Origin of the sequence: Demequina pilifera (genome assembly GCF_048814985.1) — a bacterium.
GTDB lineage: Bacteria > Actinomycetota > Actinomycetes > Actinomycetales > Demequinaceae > Demequina.
In genome coordinates this window covers 374,833-397,327 of the sequence record NZ_JBMDTW010000002.1, presented here as the reverse complement: position 1 = coordinate 397,327, position 22,495 = coordinate 374,833, and the positions used below count along the sequence as shown (strand labels likewise).

Genomic DNA, 22,495 nt, shown 5'->3' with positions numbered 1-22,495 from the left:
GGTCAGATGCTGCGCCCAGGCCCGGGCTGGTCGCGCCTGACGGCCTGGAGATCGACCTCTGCCTGACGGCTCTCATCAGCGACCAGCTGACGTACCTTGTCGAGCGCGGAGCGCGCTCGGGCGGCGTCGATCTTCTGCGCGGCCGACTCGGGCGGGGCACCGATGGGCGCGTCGTCGGTGATGCGGTACCGGTCTCGGTAGGCCGCGACTACGCGGGCGGCCTTGCGCCAGGTCGTGGCTCGTCGTCGGTCGGTGGGCGGCGTTCCAAGTGTCTTCGTCCACGGTGCACCCTCGGCAAGTGCGGCTTCGAGTGTGGCGTCGGCGCGTGCCTCGATAAGTTCCTCTCGCTCGTCGAGAGCGGCTCGCATCTCGACGTCGATGACGCCGTGCGCCTGCGGGATGAGGCCGGCGATGAGTCGGGCTGGCTTGCGAGTCCGGCCTGAGCCTGCTGGACGTGCGGTCGTCCGCTCGACCCTGTAGTGGAGGACGGCGGCGATGTCGTCGGCGTCATCGAATCCTCGCGCGGCCACGAGGCGCGGCAAGAGCGCATCAAGGTTGTGGTGGTTGGCCTCGGCGCGGCGAAGTTCAGCGGCAAGGGGGCCGAATGCTTCGGATTCGATGGCGCTCTCGGCCTGTTCGTCGGTGAGCCCGGAGCAGCGGACGAGGGCAGCCCAGCGGTCGTGTTGGGCTGCGGCGGCAATGGTCTCGTACTCGGCGGCGAGCTGGGCGATCGAGCCCCACTGCTCCTGCTCGGCGACGATGGTCTCGTGCGCCGAGAGTTCGGCACCGCTGTGCTGCAGAACTCCGTAGAGCACGCTTCGCGCGGTGGCATGCGGGTCGTCGCCAGGGTGCGGCTGGGCATGGTCGTCGGAGCGGTCGAGGGTCACGTAGGCGTGGTTTGCGTGCCGTCCTCGGGTCATCGCGACGTAGAAGGTCTCTCTCGTCGAGGTCGGTTCGACCAGGACGTGCGCGGTGTCGGTCGTGATGCCTTGGGCGCGGTACGCGGTGACTGCGTAGCCGAGATCGACATGCTCGGCCACATACGACGTTGGAAGCACGATGCTGCCGCCGAACCTGCGTCCACGCCTGCGAGCCCTGATGGTTCCGTCGTCGCGCACAGTGGTGCCGGTTCCGTAGTCGCGTGCGATGGTGATGGTCCCGTCGTCGCCGACGGCGGTGACGGTCCAGATGTCGCCGTTGCGCACCCAGTCACGCCCGGTCAGGGTGCGTAGGTTCCGGTTGTTGCGTCGCGTGATGATGGTGTCGCCGACGCCTGCGGCGGTGCCGTCGCGCAGCTCGACTTCACGGTCGGGGTTCAGCGTCTTGTTGAGGATCAGGTCTGCTCGGGCGCGACGGTTCAGCGTGGTCACGTCTTCGTGGGTTTCGGCGATCAGTACCGAGACCAGTCCTGCGTCGCGGTCGGCGCGCCAGGCGTTGTAGGCGGCATCGGTCATGGCCTCGCCATCGCCGTCGGTGACGCGCTGGTGAGCGAGGTAGGTGTCGATAGCCGCCGTGCGCCCGTGACGCAGCTCGAGCGAGGCGGTCTTCTCCCAGGCGTGGGTGAAGCGGTGAACATCGACCAGTTCGGGGGTGTCGGCCCGGTCTCTGGCGATCATCGCGAACGCACCGCCCGCATCCACGGATTGCAGTTGGGCGTAGTCGCCGACCAGCAGCACCTTCGCGCCAGCGTCCTGGGCGAGGTGGGTGAGGCGGTCCAGTGACAGGGTGCCAGCGAGGGAGGCTTCGTCGATGATGACGAGCTGGCCCGCCTCGAACGTGGTGCCGTGGAGAAGGTGGTTCTGCCACCACTTCGCCGTGTTCTCGGTCGCGATCCCGAGATCGTCAGCGAGAACCTGAGCAGCAACCGCTGACGGCGCGAGACCGACGACGGAACCGGAGCCGTGCTCGGCTTCCCATGCGCGGCGGAGCGCGTTCATGGCGGTAGTCTTGCCCGCCCCGGCGGGACCGACCAGTACGTCGAGCATCCGTCCCGACACCGCGATCCGGGTCAAGGCGTCGGCCTGGTCGTCGCCGAGCATCCGACCGTCCGCATCGGGTCTGCGCGTGATCTTCTCAATGGTTGACAGCGGCACCGTCGGCCCGCCGAGGTTGGCGGCTCGTTCGAGGAGTCTGTCCTCGGCCGCGAGCTGGGCCTCGGAGGTGAACACCGTCGAGCTTTTCGGTCGGAACACCGAGGTGCCGTCGGGACGACGGAACACGACGGGCGAGGCGGCGAGTTCGGGCGGGGTCAAGCGAAGCGAAGCGAACTCGGCGGCATCGGCAACCATGGCGACGATGGCTTCCCGGTCGTGCATGGTGGCGAAGCGCCAGCCCATCGTCTGCCGGGATGCCTCGGCCATGAGATTCCAGCGTCGCCAGGTCGAGCGCTTCTCACCGACCACCTCGACGACCGAACGCCCAATCTCGCCAATGACATCGAGCGGCACGTCGTCGGCACGCAGCAGGAGCGGCTTGTCGTTGTCGGTCACCTCGCGCGCCCACGTCGTCGCATCCCGCCCCAACGACTTCGTGGCGCGCTCCCGCCATTCGACGGTGAGGTCAGCCAAGGACCGAACCTGCTTCTCGGGCCGAGTCGCGAGTGTGGCTTGAGCTCGCAATTTCATGATCGCCGCTGGTGTCGGGCGTCGTCCGTGCGCTGCGACGTACTTGGCGATGAGGCGATCGGTCTCGGCGTTGATGTGACGCGCGCGGGTAGAGAACTCGGCGATCAGTTCCTCGGGCACTCCAGTGATCGCCCATGCAGGGTTGTGGTCGCGGCCCATCTCTCGGGCCTCCCATGAGACGCCGAAGGTGCGTGTCATGTGGTCGGCGAACACGGCTTCGTGGAGTTCGGAGAGCGCGACGACGGCGGTGTGCATGGGTCTGCCGTCGAGCGAGCGCCATTTGCCGTCGAGGACGGTCTTGGCCTTGTTGCTGATGACGACGTGCGTGTGGAGGTGGGGGTCGCCGGCGCGGGAGTCGAAGTGATCGAAGGCGGTCGCGATGAGCCCGGTGACATCGACCTGCGCAACCGCGCCGTCTCCGGCGGTTGCGCCCGTGCGCGTGGCTGCAACCTCGCGTTCCATGAACGCAACCACCTCCGCAACCGCGCGATGATGCGCCTCGGCGATGAGTGCTTGTACCCCGGCGTCGGCGACTGCCCACAACACGCTCGCGGACTTCGGGATCGAGAAGGTGAAGTCGAAGCCCGCCACAGCACGCCGTGTACTTCGGGCTGTCTCCTCGGCAACGATCTGCGCGACGGCCTCTCCCTTGGCGCCGGGGGTCATGGTCGGTTCGAGGTCGGCGATCCGCGCTTCGATTCGCTGCTCCTGGTTCTTGTATGCCGCGAAGCCCAGGCCGAGCTTGTCGCCGGTGATCGGATCACAGCCTGTGCCCATGAGGAGCTGGAGTTGGTGTTCCGATACTCGGTCGCCCACCTGAATCTCGCCCTTGCCGAGGGCCGCTACGCCTGCGCCGAGCCAGCGGCCGGGCGGTGTGCCTTCTTCCATGTAGTAGCGGGTAAGCGGCGTCGAGAGCGGCCTGTTGCCGTCGGCTGCCGCGACGGTCTTGAGCAGGTACTTGTAGCCGTCACCTGCCGACATCACGCGCATCGAAACCGTCATGCCCACCTCCGCTCCTGCCGGGCAGGTGAGCACCCTCACCCGGTGACTTCTGAAGCGGTCATGGCCGGCTCAACCTCGACCTGCAAGAGGCGTGTCAGCTCAGAAAAGGCAGGGTGTGGCGGAGCTTCCTGAGTGCGGGCTGTCGTGAATGGACGTTGCTGGTCGATGGACTGGATGGCACTGGGCCGGCGACCGCGAGGACAGGTCAGCACGACGTAGTGGTGCACCTGACAGGTGACCAGCCCGGCGACACGACTCACGCGAGTTCTGGCCGGGGATCATCCCGTCAGCCGGAGCATTCATGCACGACACACCGACCGATCCCGCGAGTCCGCTGAGGATCGGTTCGCTCTTCTCGGGATACGGCGGCCTCGACCTCGCTGTCGAACATGTCTTCGGCGGAGAGACCGTCTGGTTCTCTGAGATCAATGAGCCCGTGGCCAGGGTCTTCGCCCACCACTGGCCCGACGCCCCGAATCTGGGCGACATCACAAGGATCAGCTGGTCGCAGGTCGAGCCCGTTGACATTCTGATCGGCGGCTTCCCCTGCCAAGACGTGTCCACCGTCGGCAAGCGCGCCGGTCTCGCACCCGGAACCCGCTCAGGTCTATGGGCGCACATGGGCACAGCCATCGAAGTGCTGCAACCCCAATGGGTCGTCATCGAAAACGTCCGCGGTCTGCTCTCGTCCCCAGCCATCCGACCGATCACCGAAGGAGACGACAATGCCCCGCGCAACCCCTGCGCAGCAACCCCCGACGATACAGCCCTTCGCGCTCTGGAGCCCGACCCGTGGCATCTGGGAGACAGCGCAACTCGACCTCTACGAGCAGCCGGCGCCGTACTCGGCGATTTGGCCGACCTGCGGATGGATGCACGATGGGTCGGTCTACCTGCTTCCCTTGTCGGCGCTCCTCACCCCCGGTTCCGCATCTTCCTCCTGGCCCAGCGTCAAGACGCTGTTCCGAACCCCGCTCGCGTCGGACTCGCTTCGAGGTGGAGAGACCCTGGACAAGGTGAAGGCGAGACGGGGCACGATCGCACTCTCGCACCAGATCATCGACCTCGCGCTCCACGGACCGGATGGCTCGCTCAGCAGGCACAGCGACTCGGCGACGTTGTGGTCGCTGACCGAGGACATCTTCACCGCTGGGGACGCTATGCCCACGCCGTGGCTCGTTGGGAGCACATCACCGGACGAGTCGCACCAGCGCCCGCACTCCTGAGGAACGAGAATGGCCCGCGTCCAGCACCGGAGTTCGTGGAGTGGCTCATGGGACTCCCTACCGCCTGGCTCTCCGATCCACGACATGGCCTTCCGCCGAACCAGCAACTGATGGCGCTTGGCAATGGGGTCCTGCCTCTACAAGCGGCGATCGCACTGACTGCCGTGTCAGCGTTCTCGCCGCTTGGGTAGCGGAGGCTACGCGACCGCCGGCCGCGATCACTCCGCTGGGTGAGCGGCGGGGGTGTCCCCGATGCGGTGATCCTGCGTTCGTAGGTCGGCCAGGCAGCGAGCAGTAGGAGCCCGTTGGCGCTCGGCGTGCTGGGGTCCGCGGTGTGGGTGGTGATTGAGAGGTGTGGGGTAGCGCGCTTTGTTGCCTGTTTGGGAGTCGTTGACAGGGGTTGGGCCTATGACGCGTCCGCGTTATCCATCCTCGTGGGTAGCCGGTGTAGTCGTATGACGAGTGTCGCCGCCGTGGCGAAGGCGGCGAAGATGGTGATGTTTGTGAGGGCGTCGGTCCATGAGATCGCCTGCGTTGCCCGGAGTTGCGCGATGCTGGAGGTCATTGCGGCGATGGAGTAGGCGCCGACATTGTTGATGATGTGAGCCGCGATGCCTGCTTCGAGACCGCCGGTGAGGATCACGAGGGTCGAGGCGAGCAGCCCGAAAGCGAGTCTGTCTACGAACAGTGCGGCGTTCTGGACGCCATGGAGTGAGGCAAACACGAGTGACGATGCGGCGGCCCCGATCCAGGGGTTGGCGGTGAGTCTGGTCATCGACTGTAGTAGGTAGCCGCGGAAGAGGTACTCTTCGGCTGCGGCCTGCCACGGGGTGACGATTGCCACGACGACAAGGAAGCTCCACCACTGCGGCTGCGGCGCGAACTGGAAGGGCTGGCTTTGGAGGTAGCCGACCAGCAAGCTCCCGCCAAGGATGAGGATGGTCGCTATCCCGAGACATATCCCGAGATAGCCGCGGCGCAGACGTTGTTCCACCGAGGAGAGTTGTCCAAGCGGGGCACGGTGGAGTCGGGTCATCAGGAGCCAGCAGCACAGGAGCAGCCCGGCGATGGCGATGCCGTTCGCCGCGAGTCCGGTGGGTATCTGGTAGCTGGCGGCATAACTCTGAAAGTCGGTGAAAGGCACGTCGGGTGCTGTCACGTAGTGGGAGACGGCGGTGATCGCCAGCGAGATCCATGGCGTGAGAGTGAAGTAGAACGCGAACGCGATGAGGATGCCGAGCAGCGCTGCGGGTCGTCCTGCTTGGCAGCTGAGCTGCTCAGCGTAGGTGACCGGCGGCGCGGGCGAGGTCTTGTCCGTCCTGCTGTCTGGGTCCGGCTGATTGCTGGGATAAGCCATGTGCAGTGCTCTCTGTGTGCTCCCGTGAGCCCCGGCTGAGCGCTGTCCATGCCGAGGCCCTTCATTGGCGGAACCTAGGCGGGACCAGGGGTGTGTGCTTCTGGGTCTGTTCGGGGGCTGACGCGTACTGCAATGGCGGCCGGGAGGCCGAGGTCGATCGTAGTGTCGTCGACGGTGACCCGGACGGCCGCAGCCGCGGGGCTGACGTCGGTGACGGTAGGGTCTGCTGCACGATCAGGTGACAGTGGTTGGTCACGCAGCCTGAGTGGCTGTCGTGGTCATGATGGTCTCGTACTCGATGGGGGTCAATCGGCCCAGCCCGTCTTGGCGCCGGCGCCGGTGGTAGGTGCGTTCGATCCAGGTCACGATGGCGATCCGGAGCTCGTCACGGGTGGCCCAGGTGTGTCGGTTGAGGACGTTCTTCTGGAGCAGGGAGAAGAAGGATTCCATGGCGGCGTTGTCGCCGCAGGCGCCGACCCGCCCCATCGATCCGACCATGGAATGGCGGTTGAGCGCGCCGACGAATTTCCTGCTGCGAAATTGAGATCCCCTGTCGGTGTGGACCACACAGCCGGCAACGTCACCGCGGCGGGCGACGGCGTTGTTCAATGCGGTGACGGCGAGGCGGGACTTCATCCGGGAGTCGATGGAATAGCCGACGATCCGGTTTGAGTACACGTCCTTGAACGCGCACAGGTACAGCTTGCCCTCGTTCGTCCAGTGCTCGGTGATGTCGCCGATCCACAGCTGGTTCGCCGCCTCGGCGTTGAACTCGTGCCGGGTCCGGCCCTTCTCGTCAGTGACGGCGCACAGGTCGTCGTGGACCGGCGGGCCCGGCTTCTTGCCGTTCCTGCCGCGTTTCTTCCCGAACCTCGACCACCAGCCGTTGTCGGCACAGATCCGCCACGCCGTGCGCTCGGCCATCACCTGGCCGGCCTCTCGTGCCTCATCGGCCAGGAACCGGTAGCCGAACTCCGGATCGTCGCGGTGGGCGTCGAACAGGGCGTTGGCACGGTGCGCCTCGACCAGCTCGGCGTCGGTGACCGGATGGGCCAGCCAGCGGTAGTACGGCGCCCTGGCGAGCTTCAACACCCCGCACGCGACCGTGACAGGAACCCCGTCGGCGGCCAGCTCGGTGACGAGCGGGTACATCATTTTCCCGGCAGGTTCGCCTGCGACAGATAGGCCGCGGCCCTGCGGAGCACTTCGTTCTCCTGCTCCAGCAGCCGGATCCGCCGCTTCGCCTCCCGCAGCTCAGCCGAGGCCACCTGGGTGGTGCCGGGGCGTTCACCGTCCTCGATGTCGGCCTTCTTCAACCAGTCGTACAACGTCGTGAAGTGGATCCCGAAGTCCTTGGCGATCTGATCCAGCCCGACACCGGGCTCACGGTTCCTGGCGACACGGACAACGTCGTCGCGGAACTCCTTGGGATACGGCTTCTTGGACACGGTCAACATCCTCCCAGCCCAACCCGAAAGCTAGGCAGATCAGTTGACACCTATCCGTGCAGCAGACCCCCGAGCCTGAGGCGACTAGTGCATCGGCGAACGGTTCGGCTGAGATCAGGATCACCGCCCCGGAGACGAGGAACATCGCCACGACGAGAATGCGCCTCGGTCGGGCGTCAAGCCCGGCAATCAGCGCTGCCGCGCCTACGAACTCCTCCTGGTCAGCGTCGTAGGTCTGCGCGGCTCGCCATAGATGGAGGCCGAACACGACGATGAGACCGACCCCGAACCACAGCGGGATGCTCCCGATGAGCGGGATCACGAACGCGACGAGCCCGAGGATAGCGAGGAAGCCGACGTCTCGTCGGCTGGCAACAGGCAGCTCCAGCGCATTGGGGGTGGGTGCATCGTCCCGGCGTGCCTGGCGGCGCGCGACGACGAGTGCGACGACCACGACGAGGGGCCAGCCGAAGCCGAGTAGCAGCCGGTTCGAGCCGGTCATGTTCGCGGCCGCGAAGTGGAGGTAGGACGGATCGGAACCGGAGCGGTAGGCGTAGTACAGGTCTACGGCATACTCCGGGAGAACTGCGATCAGTGCCAGCAAGGCAATGGCGAGGGCGCCCGAGATGTCCTTCTGGGCGGCTTCGGCGGCCCAGGCGAGAAGGAACGCTGCTGCCACCACAGCCGCGCCGAAGACGACTACCTCAGCCACTGCTGAGAACTCAACTCCCAACACACGGATGGCGACGGCTGGGCCTGCAACGAGTAGACACAGCAGGACGCGGCGGATCAGGGCAGCAGGCATTGGGCACTCCAGGTCAAGGCCGTGGCCGAAGGTCTCGTTCGCCTCGCAAAATGAGGTGCTACGCCGGGCGGATCAGGATGACCGCCAGCATGTCGACGCACCGCGTCCGAACCGAGGGCCTGGACGGAACTACTCCCCTTCGAGTTCCACCCTCTCCGACGGCTCCCTGGTGTGTCTATGCACAACTTGGTGTTGGAGGAGTCACACAACTCTCCCGTCTTGTTCCGTGGCGTTTGTGCAAGCCAGACGCCGGTTTCGTCTTCATCCAGACCCCGCGTTCCACATTCCGTCCCGGCCTCGATGAGCTGGCCGATGATTTGGCTCGGGTCGTCATGATTGGTGGCATGACCTATCCGAACCACCCGCGTCCATACGATCCCTATCCGGGGCAGGAACCCCCGCGGGCGGCGATTGTGTGCCCGAAGTGTCACGGCGCGATGCGAACTTATGAGCGCAACGGAATCCAGCTGGAGCAGTGCGGAAGTTGTCGAGGGCTCTTCCTCGACTTCGGTGAACTTGAGCACCTCACGCAGATGGAGGGCCGGTTCGTCAGCCAGGCACCGCCACCGCCCGGCTATGGCCCCGCTTGGGGCAAGCACGGTGATCGTCGGTATCGCAAAGGCGGCCTGGCGGGGTTGTTCTTTTCCAGCTAGTCTCGCGGACCTGCGTTCATCGACTGGTGGCGACGCGGGCGGTGCTCGCCAACCACGAGGACAGCCTCGGTCGCGGGCCGTCCGGCCCGCTCGCCGTTGTGGCTTGTGCGGATGCACCCGGGCGTCGGAGTGAGGCGGGTCGCTGACGCTGACTCGGATGTCGGCGTGGCACGGTGAACCGCCGGCACCTGTGGTTTCTGCTGGGGCTGTCAACTGTCCTGCATCCGGCGGCACGCCTGTAGCAGTGCGCGGGTCGTGGCTGGGGACTCGCCGGAGCGGAGAGAGCGAGCGGCCGCGATCAGGGTCGCGGCGCGAGCCGGTGGGTCGAGGTCGGTCCAGGGGTCGCCGGCTGGCGGCACGGCGGGACCGCCAGCGGCTCGATAGGCATTGAGGAGGATCGTCCAGGGCTCGTCAGGGAGCAACCCTGCCGCCCAGAACGCGGCTGGGCGCGCAAGGTCCCAGGCCGGGTCGCCGACGCCCGTGTCGTCGGGGTCGAGCAGGTACCAGTCGCCCGCCGGCGAGGGGCGGCCCAGTTGACCCAGGTGGAGGTCGCCGTGGATCATCGCGGTGCGTTGTGGCCGGCGTAGCCGGCTGGCAAGGTTCTCGCCGAGTTCGACCAGCCAGATCAGGTCGTCGTAGGGACGGCGGCGCAGATAGTCAATCGCCCGGCCAAGCCGGGCAAGCACGCCCGCCTGCGGGAATGACGACCCAGCGGGACGGGTGCGATGCAGCTCAGCAAGCAGGGTTCCCAACTGCGTCCACGGTGGCCGGTGGTCGGGAGCCAGCACGGCTACTCGTGGCCAGATCGTGGTGAGTTGTCCGTCGGGCGCGAGTATCGGAATGCCGTGCAGTGGCTGAACCCAGAAGCGGCTTGCTCCGGGTTGGGTGATGACCTGCAGCCGGCGTCGTAGGAGTGCTGTATCGGCCCCAAAGGGGTGTATCTTCACGACAACTCCGGCGCAGGCGTAGAGCCGTGCGCGCGCCCGATCGGGCTGCGGTCGGCGCTGGCCCTGGTGGGCCAACTCAGAGACGACAGTGTGCGAGGCCGCTTCACCGCCATGGTCACTCGCCACTGTTCGCACGAAGTCGGCTATCCCTCTCGGGATCACTGCCTGGATCTCGCTCACCTGGAGTGAACTGCCGAGATCGTTGAATGTGCCGGCGTCGGTACCGGACGGGTCAACTGGAGTCCGAGGTAGACCCACAGAGCGATGAATGCGACCCCGATGAGGAGCATCACGATCGTCCTGGTCCTCAGCCTGATGGGGGCTCGCGGCGCCGCTCGGGCGTCACCAGCGCTTGGGTGAGTCGATTGATCCTTGCTGATGTCAGTCTCCTGATGACTGCGTAGCGATGGTGACGGCTCCCGCGATTTGCAGCGGACGGTGAACTGCGGAGCGGGCCGAAGGACACCATCGAGTCCGTCGTGTGCGAACCTGGGTTGCCCGCTGAGTTCGCCATCGGGATGGCTCGTTCGTCACGCCCACGGCGTCGGAGGCATGAACCGCGTGCGGAAGCGGTGCCGCGATCCGGCTGGGCGCGGCGAACGAAGAGGGCTAGTCAGCAGAACGAAACTGGTGGCCCGCGACGTTGCGATGGCTGATAGTGCTCGAAAGAGTGGAAAGGCCGCGGGGTGGCGGCCGCAAGTACAGGCTTGGCCACGACTGGCCTGGTGAATGACGGCGTCGGGAACCTTCGGTGCAGCCAGTCGCGCGCCGACCGCAGGGTGCGGCGTACCCATAGTCCTGCGCCCAGCGCCAGCAGCACGCCGACGATGCCGGCGGCCAGGGTTGAGGTCGAGACCAGCACCCACAGCCGTACCGTGGTGTCGAAGTTGCTGCCGGGGAGATAGCTGTGTTCGGGGCAGCTTCGAGCCTGTGCGAACAGGTCCAGGTGGACGCCCACGGAGGCGAGCAGCGGAAGCTGCGGGGAACAGGTCTTGTCGCTCACGTCCAGACTGCCGGCCGCGCTAGCCAGGCCGATCCCGCCCAGCACCGTCATCAGCGCAGCGCTCCAGAGGCTGTGGTGACGGTTCCTCATCAGCGCTCCTCGTCCGGACACGCCCAGTGTAGTTGGGCGACACGGCCTGGCGGAGGCAATCGGCGAGCGGGTCAGCGGCCCTTGTAGCGCATGGTGAGCATCATGCCGGCTTTGGTGTGGTACTCGTTTTGGCAGTGGAGTGCCCATGTTCCCGGGTTGGTGGCATCCAGGTGCACGGCGGTGGTGCTGGATGGGGGAACCAGGAGGGTGTCTTTCCTCAGTCCGTTGTCCAGCGCGAAGGTGTGGCCATGCAGGTGCACCGGGTGTGCGCGTGTGGTGGTGTTGACGACCTCGAGCAGGAGGCGGTCGTTGTCGACCACTTCAAGGGGTTGATTCTGGCCGAAGGGCGCACCGTTGATGACCCACCGGTAGGGGTTGGCCTGCCCGCCCAGCTCGATGGTCGCGCGCGCATCGATCGGCCGGGTCGGGAGCAACGACGACTCCTCCGGGTACAGGTCGAGCCCCTGAGTGAGTTGGCCTGTGAACTCGGCCAGCTGGACCGGTGGTTCCGGTGGGCTCCCGGACCCGGTGCGTACCAGCGCGAGGCCGTGGCCGGGCTTGTTCCATGGCTTGGCCACGAGAGGGAAGACGCCGTCACCGAGGGTGACCAGGAGGTCGTATCGTTCGCCCATGCCGAGATAGAGCGCGGAGGTGGTGTGCGGCTTGACCGGGTGGCCGTCGGTGTGGGTGACGGTCAGGCGATGTCCGCCGAGGGCGAGGGCGAAGATCGTGTCCGAGGCGGCGTTGATCACGCGGAGCCGGACACGGTCGCCGGGGCGGCCCTGGTGGGTTACGGGCGCTGTCGGTACTGCTCCATTGATCAGGTAGAGCGGATAGGGGATGTCGCCAGCGTCGCCGAAGAACGGCTCGTTGCGGGAGGACAGCTGAACGGCCTGGGTGCCGGTGGTCGAGGGGCGGCGGGCGTTCAGGCGCCGGAACATGTCCTCAGGGGTTTGACCGTCGACGACCAGCCAGTCATCCAGGACTACGGTCCATTCGGCGTCGTAACGGCCCGGCTCTACGGGATCATCAACGATCAGTGGCCCGTAGAGGCCGCGGTCCAGTTGGACTCCGACGTGCGAGTGGAAGAAGTAAGTGCCGGGCTGGGGTGCGGTGAACTCGTAGAGATGCTGTTGCCCTGGCTGGATCGGGTTCTGCGTGAGTCCCGGGACGCCATCGACGTCGTTCGGAATGGGCATTCCGTGCCAGTGGATCGTGGTGGGGCTGGGGAGTTGGTTGTCCAGGTTGAGGCGCAGCAGATCGCCCGGGTTGGCTCGAAGGTCGATCCCGGGAAGGGTGTCGTTGTAGGCCCAGGCCTCGGCCAACGTGCCGCCGAGGTCGATGATCGAAGGCGCTGCCCGCAGCGTCTTCTGGACGATGGGTTGATCGGTGAGCGATCCACGTGGCCACCGCGAGCCACCGGGAATCGCAGGGTCGCTCGCCGCGGGTACGCATCCGGTGAGAAGCCAGCTGCCGGCGAGTGCGAATCCACCGCCCAGCAGTGCTCGACGTGAGGTTCCGGTGTCGCGGGGTGGTTGGATGCCGGCACTGGTGGTCGGAGAAGTCCGAGCTTGGGAGATGGCCACCGCTCAGTCCTTCACGAGGTAGGGCACAGGGTCGGCACCCTTGCCGTTCTCGTAGAGGGCTAGGTGGAGGTGGCAGGCGGTGGACAGCCCGGTGGTTCCGACGTAGCCGATCACGTCGCCCTTGGTGACACTCTGGCCTGCGCTGACGGCGTACTTGCTCATGTGGAGGTAGGAGGTCTCGACGTTCTTGCCCTTGATACGACCGTGGTCGATCCGGACGTTGTTGCCGGCGCTGCGGCTGAAGTTGGCCCTGGTCACGGTTCCGGACTGAGTGGCGTAGATGGGGTTCCCGCACGCGCCTCCGATATCCGCGCCGTTGTGCAGGCGCATGGAGCCGAGGATGGGGTGCTTGCGCATCCCGAATCCCGAGGCCACGCCACCCTTGGTGGGCCAGGTGAACCTGCTGAGGTCCTTCAACCGGGTGAGTTCTGCCTCGATGTCGGAGGCGACTTTGCGCTCGCGTTTCTCGTGTTTGGCGAGGAGAGACTGGAACCGCACCTGGTCGACCTGAGCGGCGGTTGCCTGGAGTTGTTTGCTGCGGTTCTCCAGCAGGTCCTCGAAGGTGGGCGCCCGCTCAGCGGCGACGGCTGCCGCCGAGGCGGGGGGCAACGGCGCATCAGCGGCATGAGCCGTGTGTCCCTGGTCCAGCGACCCGCTGGCGCCGATGAGGACGGCAGCTGCCAGAGCGATAATCCTTGCCGTTCCCGGCAATCGCTTCGCGCGAACCTCGCTGGCAGCCACCCCGTCCCCTCTCGACGGCGGTAAGACTAGCCTAAGAGTTTCTCAGATTCCATTCAGGGTTCTAGTCGTGACTGGCATGGTTCAGGATCTGTTCGACCATCGCTCGAACGTGGTCGTCCTGCAGGCGATAGAGGACGTTGCGTCCCTGCCGGTCGCCGGCGGCGAGGTTTAGGTGGCGCAGGATGCGCAGGTGGTTGGAGACCGAGGCTTGCGACATCGCCAGTTCTGTGACGAGCTCACTGACGGTGGCCGGGGAGTCCAACAGGCGAGCGAGGATCAGGACGCGCGCCGGCGTCGCCAGGCCGCCCATCACCTCCGCGATGCGCTCGGCTTCGCTGGCATTCAACCTCATGAACCACCACCCCTCTTCCGGAACGCGGCCTGGATTGATCCAACCAGATTCCGAGCGATCTGTGGCAATGCATCATTACATCATGATATGTATAGATCATGAGTGCTGCGCATGAAGATCACGAAGACGACTCCCACGGACAGGGCAGGTGGGAGCTGTACTTCGCTATCGCCTCCGGCGTGACCTACATCGCGGGGCTGATCGCTGAGTTCGGCTTTGGTGCCCCGGAACCGCTGGTGCTGGGCCTGTATCTTGCGACCTACTTCTGTGGGGGCTTCTTCACCGTGCGGGGGGCGTGGGGCTCGATCCGCCGGGGCCGGTTCGAAGTGGACTTCCTGATGATCGTGGCCGCCGCCGGTGCAGCAGCGGTCGGCAGGCTCTCCGAGGGTGCCGTGCTGTTGTTCCTGTTCAGCCTCGGACACGCCCTGGAGGAGTACGCGATGGCCCGCGCGACTCGCTCGATCAAGGCGCTGGGCGAGCTCGCACCCCGCACGGCCACGCTCCGCGTCGGCCCGGACGAGCTTGTTGAGCGTCCGGTGGAAGAGCTTCAGGTGGGCGATGTCGCGGTCGTGCGACCGAACTCGCGGGTACCTGCGGATGGTTTCGTCAGCGTCGGCAGCACGGCGATCGACCAGTCCGCGGTGACCGGGGAGTCGATCCCGGTGGAGAAGGCTGCAGTGCCCGACGTCGCCAAGGCCCTGGCCAATCCCGACGCGATCTCCAGTGGCTCGCGGGTCTTCGCCGGGACGGTGAACGGCCCCGGCGCGTTCGACATGGTGGTGACCGCAGCGGCCGCCGACACCACATTGGCGCGGGTGGTGAAGCTCGTCACCGAGGCTGACACAGCCCAATCGCCCACCCAGCGGTTCATCGACCGGTTCCAGCGGTTCTATGTGCCCGCGGTCATCCTGGCCGTGGTCGTGGTGTTGGCGGTCGGGATGATCTGGTCTGCCGAGCCGTTCGGTGACAGCTTCTACCGGGCGATGCTGGTCCTGGTCGCGGCCAGCCCCTGCGCCTTGGCGATCGCAACCCCAGCAGCTGTGCTGGCGGGGATCGCTCGTGCTGGCCGCGCCGGCGTCCTGGTCAAGGGCGGTGCCCCGCTGGAGACTCTCGGCAAGGTCGACGCCATGGCCTTCGACAAGACCGGCACCCTCACCTGGGGACACCCCACGGTAACCGACACCATCCCAGCACCAGGCGTCCTCGTCGATGAACTCAATGCGATCGCCCTGGCTACCGAGACGTTGAGCGACCACCCGTTGGCGACTGCCATCGTCCGCGATCTCACCGAACTGGTCGGAGCGAACGCGCGCCGCGTGGCGACCGACCTCGAGGCCGTCACGGGCCGTGGCATCCGCGCGACGGTGGATGGTGAGATCGTCCTGGTGGGCAGCGTCCGGATGATGGCCGAGGCCGATCACGAGCTGCCGGTCGAGGTCAAGGCCTCGGTCGATCAACTCCAGGCCGAGGGCCGCACCACCATGGTGGTCACCCATGGCGCCCGCGTGCTCGGCGTGATCGGTGTGATGGACGCGCCCAAAGCCGAAGCCCGCCAGACGCTCGACGTCCTGCGCGAGTCCGGCATCGGGGAACTGGTCCTTATCTCGGGGGACAACCAGGCGGTCGCCGACGCCGTGGGCCGCTCGGTCGGGATCGACCGGGCCATGGGTGAGTTGTTGCCCGAGGACAAGGTGGTCGCGATCCGCAACCTCACCGAAGGTGGTCGCACCACGGCGATGGTGGGCGACGGTGTGAACGATGCCCCCGCGATGGCCAGCGCGAGCCTGGGCATCGCGATGGGCGCTGCCGGGTCGGCGGTCGCCCTGGAGACCGCCGACATCGCTCTGATGGCCGACGACCTCGGACGGGTACCGTTCATGGTGCGACTCGGTCGAGCAACCTCCCGGCTCATCCGGCAGAACCTCATCGCAGCCCTCGCCATCGTCGCGTTCCTCGTGCCGGCCAGCCTGCTCGGGCTAGCGATGGGTCCGATCGTGTTCATCCACGAAGGCTCGACCATCCTCGTCGTCCTCAACGCCCTGCGACTGCTGCGGTTCGACCACAACCGCGACCACCACGGCATCACCCACGAAGACCGTCCGGCCGGACGTGCAGGATCGGCTGCTCCACGGCAGGAACTCGCCGGCCGCACCCAGACCGAGTTGGACGCGCCAGTCGAGTGACGGCCCTGAACGGCTGGATCGCGCTGGCCTTGTACCTGATCGGCCTCGGTCTGGCCTTCGGCTTTCGAGCGGTGGTTCACCTGCGCCGCAACGGAGATACGGGGTTCCGACTCAAAGCAGGTGCGGCGGGTTCCGCCCAATGGTGGGGGAAGCTGCTGTTCGCGGTCGCGCTGCTGCTCGGACTGGCAGGCCCGGTGACGCAGATCGTCGGCATCGGACGCCTGACCATCCCCGGCGGCACGATCGTGGAAGGGATCGGGCTGGTCCTTGCACTGCTCGGGATGAAGACGTTGCTGCGGGCGCAGCGGGAGATGGGCGCTTCCTGGCGGGTTGGCGTCGACCCGGAGGAGCACACCGAGATGGTGACCGATGGGACCTTTGCGATGGTGCGCAACCCGGTGTTCTCCGGGATGGCTGTGTCAAGCGTCGGGTTGTTCCTGCTGGCCCCGACGATCGCGGCGACGGCGGCGACCGTCGTGCTGCTCGCCGCCATTCAGGTACAAGTCCGGGCGGTCGAGGAACCCTACCTACTCGCCGTTCACGGCGACGCCTACCGCGACTACGCCGCTAGAGTCGGCAGATTCGTCCCAGGCGTTGGGCACAGCCTTCGCGGCCTCAGGTAGCCGGGTTGACTGGATCGAGGACGGGGACGCGCGGCAGGCCTAGCGCCGAGCTGCGAACCTGAGCAGCAGGAGGCCGAGCAGGCTGGTCGCGGCCAGGAGACCGGCGATCCACGGGCCGAGGGAGACAGCCGGGGTCAGTCCGGTGCGTAGTGGGATGGTGGTGACCCGAGCGCCGATGGTGTCGGTGGGGAGTTCGTCGAGGATTGTGCCGTCGGGGGCGAAGGCCTGGCTGGTGCCGGTCGTGGAGACGTTCACGACGCCGCGACCGGTCTCGATTGCGCGCATCCGGGCGAGGGCGGCCTGTTGCAGGTTCTCGTCGGTGCCGCGGAAGTCGCCGTTGTTGGACTGAAGCAGGTACAGCTGAGCCCCGTCCTGGGCGCCCTGCCAGATGACGTCGTCAAAGATGACGTCGAAGCAGATGGCCAATCCCACCCCGACCCCGTTCAGGCTGACATACGGGGAGTTGGTGCCGGGAGTGTACTCGCGTCCGATCAGGCCGATCAGGTCCGGAGCGATGCGCTGGTAGAACCAGCGGTCGGGCACATACTCGCCGAACGGCACCGGATTCGCCTTGTCGAACAGCTGGACTTCGCCGCCGGTAGGCGGCCAGAGCAGGGAGGTGTTGTAGGTGTTCTCCCCGCGGCGGGTTGCAGCGTTCACCAGCAAGGGCGCCGAGACCTGGTGGGACAGCTCATCGAGTGCCCTGCTGGTCCCCAGGTTGTTGAGTGGGTCACTGTCGACCCCTCCTTCGGGCCAGACCAGCACATCCATCGGTTGGCCGATCAGCGGCATGGTCGCGGCGGTCTGTGCGGTGAGCATCGCACCAGGGGCCGCGGCGTCGAAGTAGCCGGCCGGCCCGTTGCCCTGCACCCAGCCCACGGTCACCTCACCAGCCGGGGTGGTGGGGAACTGCGGTGTCACGAGCAGCAAGGCGGTCACCGCGGCAGGCATGACCAGGCCCCGCCAGTCACGCCGGCGACCGATCCGCCACCACTGCGCGATCCCTGCACAGACGGCTGCTATCAGGAACGACAAGCCGGTCACACCTACCCACGAGACAGCTTCGGCGAACGGGCTGCCGGCCTGGCTCATCCCCAGACGAGCCCAGGGGAACCCGCCGTAGGGCCAGCTGCCCATGATGGACTCGCGCAGTGTCCACAACCCTCCGACCAGAAGCGGGACGATCACTAGCTGACCCCACTTGCCGCGCAGCGTCCGCGTGGACCACCGGTAGGCCAACGCGATCGGTATTGCTCCCGCGGCGAACAACAGTGCCTGCAAGCCGGCCAGACCGAGCCACGGCAGCGGACCCAGAAACCGTCCCGCCCAACTCAGGTGCGCCACGAAGAAGGCACCGCCGTAGACCAGAGCGACCAGAAAGGCTCCGCCCGACTTCCGGCCGGCGAGCGCGAGCAGGGCCAGGGTGACGCTGACGAAGGCGATCGGCCACCAGCCGAGTTCGGGGAATGCAGCGTCCAGCCCCACGCCAGCCAAAGCCGAGGTCACAATGGCCCACCCCAGCGGCAGCGCAGGCCGCGCCGGCTGCGCGGGCTGGCTGATGTCGTCCGCAGGCGGACTGGTCGTGGTGATGGTCATGCTGACCGCTAGTGGGTGCTGGCCAGCACGGCACTGGGTTGTTCCGCAGACCTGGCATTGCTCAAAGCGGCCGGTCGTTGGGCGGCGCGGATGCCGTTGAGGATCACCACGACCTCGGCCACCTCGTGGACCAGGACAATCCCAGCCAGTCCGACGATGCCGAACAGCGCCAGCGGGAACAACAGCACGATGATCGCCAGCGCGAGGCCAATGTTCACCGTCATGATCCGCCGTCCCCGGCGCGCGTGAGCCAGCGCGGCGGGTATGAGCCGCAGGTCGTGACCGGTGAACGCCACGTCCGCTGAGTCGATCGCGGCGGCTGCTCCTTTGGCGCCCATGGCGATGCCCACCGTCGCTGTCGCTAGCGCTGGGGCGTCATTGATGCCGTCGCCCACCATCGCCGTGGGGCTGCCACCGGTAAGTTCCCTGATGGCCAGGGCCTTGTCGGCCGGAAGTTGCTCGGCCCTCACGTTGGTGATCCCGGCCTGCCGGGCCAGCGCGTTCGCGGTGCTGGCGTTGTCGCCGGTCAGCATGATCGTGTCAATGCCCTGGGCGCGCAGCAGACGTACCGTTTCTGCGGACTCAGGTCGCAGTTCGTCACGAATGCCGATCAGCCCGGCTATCTGACCGTCGGCTTCGACCACGACGACCGTCATGCCCTCGCCCGCCATTGCATCAGCATCTGGCGAAAGCCCTGCGGGGTCGATCCATCGAACGTTACCGACCCTGACCCGGGCATCTCCGACCTGACCGGTGATGCCGCAGCCGGCTTCTTCGACCACCCCGGATGCCGCGGGCGCGCCCGATACGGTCGCGGCGATCGCCGCCGCCAACGGGTGGGCGCTGGATGCCTCCAAAGCCCCAGCCAGCGACAACAAGTCCCCCCGCGAGATGCCAGGCGAGGTTCGTACGTCCACCACCGCGGGGTCGTTCCGGGTCAGGGTGCCGGTCTTGTCCAGCGCGATCGTGCGAATGGTCCCCAATTGTTCGAACGCTTCGCCCGACTTGATCACGACACCGAACTTCGACGCCGCGCCGATCGCGCTGATCACGGTCACCGGCACCGCGATGGCTAAAGCGCACGGTGACGCCGCGACCAGCACCACCAGAGCTCGTTCGGTCCAGGTCCATGGATCACCGACGATGAACCCGAAGACAACCACCAGGACCGCCACGACCAGCACCACGGGCACCAGCGGGCGGGCGATCCGATCCGACAAACGCGCCCGTTCCCCCTTGCGGGCGTGGGCCTGCTCGACCAGCGCCACGATCTGAGTCAGCGAGTTATCCCGGCCATCCGCGGTGGCCTCGACCTGCAGGGTCGCCGAGCCGTTCACCGACCCCGCCGGCACCTCATCGCCCGGACCCACCTCCACCGGGATCGACTCTCCAGTCACTGCCGATGTGTCGATGCTCGATCGGCCCATCACCACGACCCCATCGGTCGCAACCCGCTCACCAGCGCCGACCACCAGGATGTCCAGCACCTGCACCTCCGCGGCCGGGACCGTCACGTCTCCGCCCAGCCGCGAGATACGAACGGTCTGCGGAATCAGCGCCAGCAGCCCCCGCAGACCGTCCTTCGCACGATCCATCGCCCGGTCCTCAAGAGCCTCGGCCAACGAGAACAAGAAGGCCAGCGCAGCCGCCTCCCCGACATGTCCCAGAAGAACCGCCCCGACCGCCGCGATCGTCATGAGCAGGCCTACGCCGAGTCGGCCGCGAGCCAGCCGCCGGAGAGCGCCCGGCACGAAGGTGTAGGCCCCAGCCGCCAGGGCAACGGCCTGAAGCCCTCCAGCGGCCAGGTCGAGCCCGGCCCATGCCAGACCATAACCGGCAAGCAGAAACACCCCAGAGACCAGCGACGGCAGCAAAGCGGGATCCCGCCACCACGGTGGCCGCACCCCCTCAGTGTCCTCGTCGCGCTCGCCGCGACCATTGGAAGCCGGCTCGCAGCACGCGCCGCCCGGTGTGTGCGCCGCAACTCTCAGGTCTCCGGCGGGTCCGGGTTGGTTTGTTCCAGGTTCCCGCAGCAGACTCATCGGCAAGGAGCCGTCCCCACGTGGAGCGTCCTCGCCGCAGCACTCCCTGCTCACCGGGCCTCTCCCGTCCTGCCAGCACCCGGGCCACAGCACAACGGCACGTCACAGTCCTCATTCACACAGGACACGCCGTCGTCGTAGGCGACCACCGCCTCCACCAGCAACTCCAGCGCTCGCGTCAGATGCGGGTCAGCGATCTCGTACCGCGTCTGCCGGCCCTCGGGCGTTGCCACCACCAATCCGCAGCCGCGCAGGCAGGCCAGATGGTTCGACACATTGGTGCGGGTCAGGCCCAGTGACTCCGACAACCGAGCCGGGTACCCCGGCGCCTCCAGCAACTGGAGCAGAATCCGCGAACGGGTCGGATCGGCCATCGCCCGGCCCAACCGATTCATCACGTCCAACCGGGAAGCAAGAGTCAGCACACACTGACCATACATCGGATGCTGACCTTATGCGTGAGGATGGGTCACCCAGGCAGCCCGGTTTCTTTTGACGCCGCAACGTGGCTCACGCTGATCCCGGCGGTGAGTACGTGGATCGGTGTCGGGTCAGACCGGCAGTGCAAAACTGCTCGCCCACTGCCGTACACCGGCCATTGCGATGTCCCACCAGCCGGTGATCAGCAGCACCCCGATCACCATCATGGTCACCCCGCCGGTGACCTGAATGGCACGATGGTGGCGGCGCACCCAGCCCAGCGTGCCGCCCAGCCGGTCGAAGGCCAGTCCAGCGACAATGAACGGCAGCCCGAGGCCGAGCGCGTAAGCGAAGGCAAGCACGGCGCCGCGCAGCGCAGTGCCCTCGTTCAGGGCCAACGTGAGCACGACCGATAGCGCCGGGCCGATACATGGCGTCCACCCCAGCCCGAACACGATTCCCAGCAGCGGCGACGCCGCCACGCCGGCTCGGGGGAGCACTTGCAGCCGCCACGTCCCGCGACCCCACGGCAGCCAGTCGGTGAACACTAATCCCAGGGCGATGCTCAACACGCCGGCAGCCACCATCAATGGCCGCTGCCACGCGAAGAGCGCGGCACCCACCGAACCCATCAGCGCTCCGGTGGCGACGAACACCGCCGCGAAACCGCCCACGAACCCCAGCGTCCCGAGCAGTACGCGACCCCGCCCGGCCACCCCTTTCGCGCTCTGGCCGGTAGTGATGTCCGCAGCCCCCATCCCGGTGGCGTACGACAGGTAGCCAGGCAGCAGCGGCAGCACGCACGGTGAGAAGAACGACACCAGCCCGGCGAGGAGCGCGATCGGCAAACCCAATGCGACCGAGCCGCCCACAGCCTGGCGGATCCAGTCGCCCAACTCCAGCGGGATCACTTGCCCGCTGCCACGTCTTGGATCAGACCCACCAGGGTCGATTCTGTGGTCTCGCCGATGATCCGGGCAGCGACCCGGCCCTCCAGGTCGACCACGATCGTGCTTGGGATGGCGTTGGGCGGCAACTCGCCGGAGAAGTTCAGCAGAAGCGCACCCTCAGGGTCGAACAGGTTCACATAGGGAACCTCGAATGCCCGCACGAACGCACGGGGCGCGGCCTTGTCGAAGTCTCGGGTGTTCAACCCGACGAAGACTGCCTGGTCGGCAAGCTTCTGGCTGGCGGCCACGAGCGCGGGCGCCTCGGAGCGGCATGGCGCGCACCAGGAACCCCACACGTTGTAGACGATCACCTTCCCGGAGACGTCAGCACTCGTCCACCGCTCGTCATCCAGCGTGACGCCCTCGATCACGGGCGCCTGCGGACGCTCATCGGCAGGCAGCACCGTCAGGCTGCCATCACCCGACACGAACCCTCCAGTGTTGGCTTGTGTCGACCCGCAACCCGCGAGCAGAACACCCGACGCGATCGCAACGGCCGCGCTCCAGAGCCGGCGCCTGACCGTGTGCGGAAGGCTCCCAATGTGCGACCGTTGCACTGATCCAACCTCTCAGAGTCACAGTTGCGGTCCCGACCACTGCCAGGGACCGTCCCTGGCCCACAAGACTGCCACAGCCGAAAAGGGCCTCCGGCAAGCAGCTTCGTGGCCTGGTAGTCAAACCCCATCAGCCACGTGATCTCGCGTCAACCCTCTATCGCTGCGAGTACTGCCGTCGTCGGACAGAGCGCAGCGGCACGCTTCGGCCAGTAGCTAGACTCATCGACAACCCGAGGAGCGAGCATGAGATCACAACGCGGCGGCGCCGCAGGCGTCGCCGTTTTTGGGTT

General features: G+C 66.8%; 18 protein-coding genes and 1 pseudogene. 5 read left to right on the top strand and 14 right to left on the bottom strand.

Translation table 11 applies throughout. The features are described from left to right. Window positions 1-2: 2 nt before the first annotated feature. A complete protein-coding gene (gene mobF / locus ACNI14_RS04590) occupies window positions 3-3,626 on the bottom strand; it encodes a MobF family relaxase (RefSeq protein ID WP_317840151.1) in 3,624 nt (1,207 codons plus the stop codon). Window positions 3,627-3,927: 301 nt separating this feature from the next. On the opposite strand from mobF, the pseudogene ACNI14_RS04585 reads away from it, so the two are divergent. Together ACNI14_RS04585 and ACNI14_RS04580 are read left to right on the top strand one after the other, a co-directional pair. Then, window positions 3,928-4,305, top strand: a pseudogene (locus ACNI14_RS04585) (DNA cytosine methyltransferase); the annotation flags it as partial. Between the two features lie 46 nt (window positions 4,306-4,351). Next, on the top strand, window positions 4,352-4,852 hold the full coding sequence (locus ACNI14_RS04580) for a hypothetical protein (protein ID WP_226997256.1): 501 nt from the start codon (window positions 4,352-4,354) through the stop codon (window positions 4,850-4,852). A 406-nt stretch (window positions 4,853-5,258) separates the two neighbouring features. Here ACNI14_RS04580 and ACNI14_RS04575 read toward each other — a convergent pair whose 3' ends face one another. The 3 genes from ACNI14_RS04575 to ACNI14_RS04565 all read right to left on the bottom strand — a co-directional run bounded on the left by ACNI14_RS04575 (window position 5,259) and on the right by ACNI14_RS04565 (window position 8,462). After that, window positions 5,259-6,209: a CPBP family intramembrane glutamic endopeptidase gene (locus tag ACNI14_RS04575; RefSeq protein WP_073186130.1), complete on the bottom strand. Its 951-nt coding sequence runs from the start codon at window positions 6,207-6,209 to the stop codon at window positions 5,259-5,261. Between the two features lie 252 nt (window positions 6,210-6,461). Beyond that, window positions 6,462-7,666 (bottom strand): IS3 family transposase gene (locus tag ACNI14_RS04570; RefSeq protein WP_420518756.1). Its coding sequence is split into 2 segments (ribosomal slippage): window positions 6,462-7,367 and window positions 7,370-7,666, totalling 1,203 coding nucleotides; the frame shifts between segments, so codons are not numbered across the junction. Next, window positions 7,593-8,462: a hypothetical protein gene (locus ACNI14_RS04565; RefSeq protein WP_420518755.1), complete on the bottom strand. Its 870-nt coding sequence runs from the start codon at window positions 8,460-8,462 to the stop codon at window positions 7,593-7,595. Before ACNI14_RS04565 ends, ACNI14_RS04570 begins: the two co-directional genes overlap by 74 nt. A gap of 344 nt (window positions 8,463-8,806) precedes the next feature. On the opposite strand from ACNI14_RS04565, the gene ACNI14_RS04560 reads away from it, so the two are divergent. Further along, window positions 8,807-9,115, top strand: coding sequence for a TFIIB-type zinc ribbon-containing protein (locus tag ACNI14_RS04560; protein ID WP_073186152.1), 309 nt, complete (start codon window positions 8,807-8,809; stop codon window positions 9,113-9,115). Window positions 9,116-9,324: 209 nt separating this feature from the next. Here ACNI14_RS04560 and ACNI14_RS04555 read toward each other — a convergent pair whose 3' ends face one another. From ACNI14_RS04555 to ACNI14_RS04535, 5 genes are all read right to left on the bottom strand, one after another. Continuing rightward, window positions 9,325-10,242: a phosphotransferase family protein gene (locus tag ACNI14_RS04555; protein WP_073186133.1), complete on the bottom strand. Its 918-nt coding sequence runs from the start codon at window positions 10,240-10,242 to the stop codon at window positions 9,325-9,327. 433 nt (window positions 10,243-10,675) lie between these two features. Continuing rightward, complete coding sequence (locus ACNI14_RS04550; protein ID WP_026926298.1) at window positions 10,676-11,155, bottom strand: hypothetical protein; 480 nt, start codon at window positions 11,153-11,155, stop codon at window positions 10,676-10,678. A 71-nt stretch (window positions 11,156-11,226) separates the two neighbouring features. Beyond that, a complete protein-coding gene (locus tag ACNI14_RS04545) occupies window positions 11,227-12,741 on the bottom strand; it encodes a multicopper oxidase family protein (protein ID WP_232548353.1) in 1,515 nt (504 codons plus the stop codon). A 3-nt stretch (window positions 12,742-12,744) separates the two neighbouring features. Continuing rightward, window positions 12,745-13,482 (bottom strand): M23 family metallopeptidase, encoded by a 738-nt coding sequence (locus tag ACNI14_RS04540; RefSeq protein ID WP_073186135.1) that lies wholly within the window; start codon window positions 13,480-13,482, stop codon window positions 12,745-12,747. Window positions 13,483-13,543: 61 nt separating this feature from the next. Next, window positions 13,544-13,834, bottom strand: a complete 291-nt coding sequence (locus ACNI14_RS04535; RefSeq protein WP_026926296.1) for an ArsR/SmtB family transcription factor — start codon at window positions 13,832-13,834, stop codon at window positions 13,544-13,546. A gap of 98 nt (window positions 13,835-13,932) precedes the next feature. Between ACNI14_RS04535 and ACNI14_RS04530 the strand changes: the two genes are divergently transcribed. Both ACNI14_RS04530 and ACNI14_RS04525 read left to right on the top strand, forming a co-directional pair. Beyond that, window positions 13,933-16,017: a heavy metal translocating P-type ATPase gene (locus ACNI14_RS04530; protein WP_420518750.1), complete on the top strand. Its 2,085-nt coding sequence runs from the start codon at window positions 13,933-13,935 to the stop codon at window positions 16,015-16,017. Then, on the top strand, window positions 16,014-16,640 hold the full coding sequence (locus tag ACNI14_RS04525; protein WP_300150421.1) for a methyltransferase family protein: 627 nt from the start codon (window positions 16,014-16,016) through the stop codon (window positions 16,638-16,640). Before ACNI14_RS04530 ends, ACNI14_RS04525 begins: the two co-directional genes overlap by 4 nt. Before the next feature lie 39 nt (window positions 16,641-16,679). Here ACNI14_RS04525 and lnt read toward each other — a convergent pair whose 3' ends face one another. The 5 genes from lnt to ACNI14_RS04500 form a co-directional block, all read right to left on the bottom strand. Then, the gene (gene lnt, locus ACNI14_RS04520; protein WP_300150418.1) at window positions 16,680-18,236 is read right to left on the bottom strand and encodes an apolipoprotein N-acyltransferase; all 1,557 of its coding nucleotides are present in this window, start codon (window positions 18,234-18,236) and stop codon (window positions 16,680-16,682) included. Between the two features lie 8 nt (window positions 18,237-18,244). After that, window positions 18,245-20,278 (bottom strand): heavy metal translocating P-type ATPase, encoded by a 2,034-nt coding sequence (locus ACNI14_RS04515; RefSeq protein WP_323419227.1) that lies wholly within the window; start codon window positions 20,276-20,278, stop codon window positions 18,245-18,247. Window positions 20,279-20,328: 50 nt separating this feature from the next. Further along, window positions 20,329-20,703: a Cd(II)/Pb(II)-sensing metalloregulatory transcriptional regulator CmtR gene (cmtR, locus tag ACNI14_RS04510; RefSeq protein ID WP_077687481.1), complete on the bottom strand. Its 375-nt coding sequence runs from the start codon at window positions 20,701-20,703 to the stop codon at window positions 20,329-20,331. A gap of 126 nt (window positions 20,704-20,829) precedes the next feature. Beyond that, window positions 20,830-21,609 carry a cytochrome c biogenesis CcdA family protein gene (locus ACNI14_RS04505; RefSeq protein ID WP_077684795.1) on the bottom strand — a complete coding sequence of 260 codons (780 nt, stop codon included), beginning with the start codon at window positions 21,607-21,609 and terminating at the stop codon, window positions 20,830-20,832. Then, window positions 21,606-22,076 carry a TlpA family protein disulfide reductase gene (locus ACNI14_RS04500; protein ID WP_226996981.1) on the bottom strand — a complete coding sequence of 157 codons (471 nt, stop codon included), beginning with the start codon at window positions 22,074-22,076 and terminating at the stop codon, window positions 21,606-21,608. The genes ACNI14_RS04505 and ACNI14_RS04500 overlap by 4 nt, the downstream gene beginning before the upstream one ends. Window positions 22,077-22,495 lie beyond the last annotated feature (419 nt).

Coding starts and splice junctions, on each gene's coding strand:
- mobF (WP_317840151.1), bottom strand. CDS start 3,626: ATGACGGTTTCGATGCGCGTGATGTCGGCAGGTGACGGCTACAAGTAC.
- ACNI14_RS04580 (WP_226997256.1), top strand. CDS start 4,352: ATGCCCCGCGCAACCCCTGCGCAGCAACCCCCGACGATACAGCCCTTC.
- ACNI14_RS04575 (WP_073186130.1), bottom strand. CDS start 6,209: ATGGCTTATCCCAGCAATCAGCCGGACCCAGACAGCAGGACGGACAAG.
- ACNI14_RS04565 (WP_420518755.1), bottom strand. CDS start 8,462: ATGCCTGCTGCCCTGATCCGCCGCGTCCTGCTGTGTCTACTCGTTGCA.
- ACNI14_RS04560 (WP_073186152.1), top strand. CDS start 8,807: ATGACCTATCCGAACCACCCGCGTCCATACGATCCCTATCCGGGGCAG.
- ACNI14_RS04550 (WP_026926298.1), bottom strand. CDS start 11,155: ATGAGGAACCGTCACCACAGCCTCTGGAGCGCTGCGCTGATGACGGTG.
- ACNI14_RS04535 (WP_026926296.1), bottom strand. CDS start 13,834: ATGAGGTTGAATGCCAGCGAAGCCGAGCGCATCGCGGAGGTGATGGGC.
- ACNI14_RS04530 (WP_420518750.1), top strand. CDS start 13,933: ATGAGTGCTGCGCATGAAGATCACGAAGACGACTCCCACGGACAGGGC.
- lnt (WP_300150418.1), bottom strand. CDS start 18,236: ATGACCATCACCACGACCAGTCCGCCTGCGGACGACATCAGCCAGCCC.
- ACNI14_RS04515 (WP_323419227.1), bottom strand. CDS start 20,278: ATGAGTCTGCTGCGGGAACCTGGAACAAACCAACCCGGACCCGCCGGA.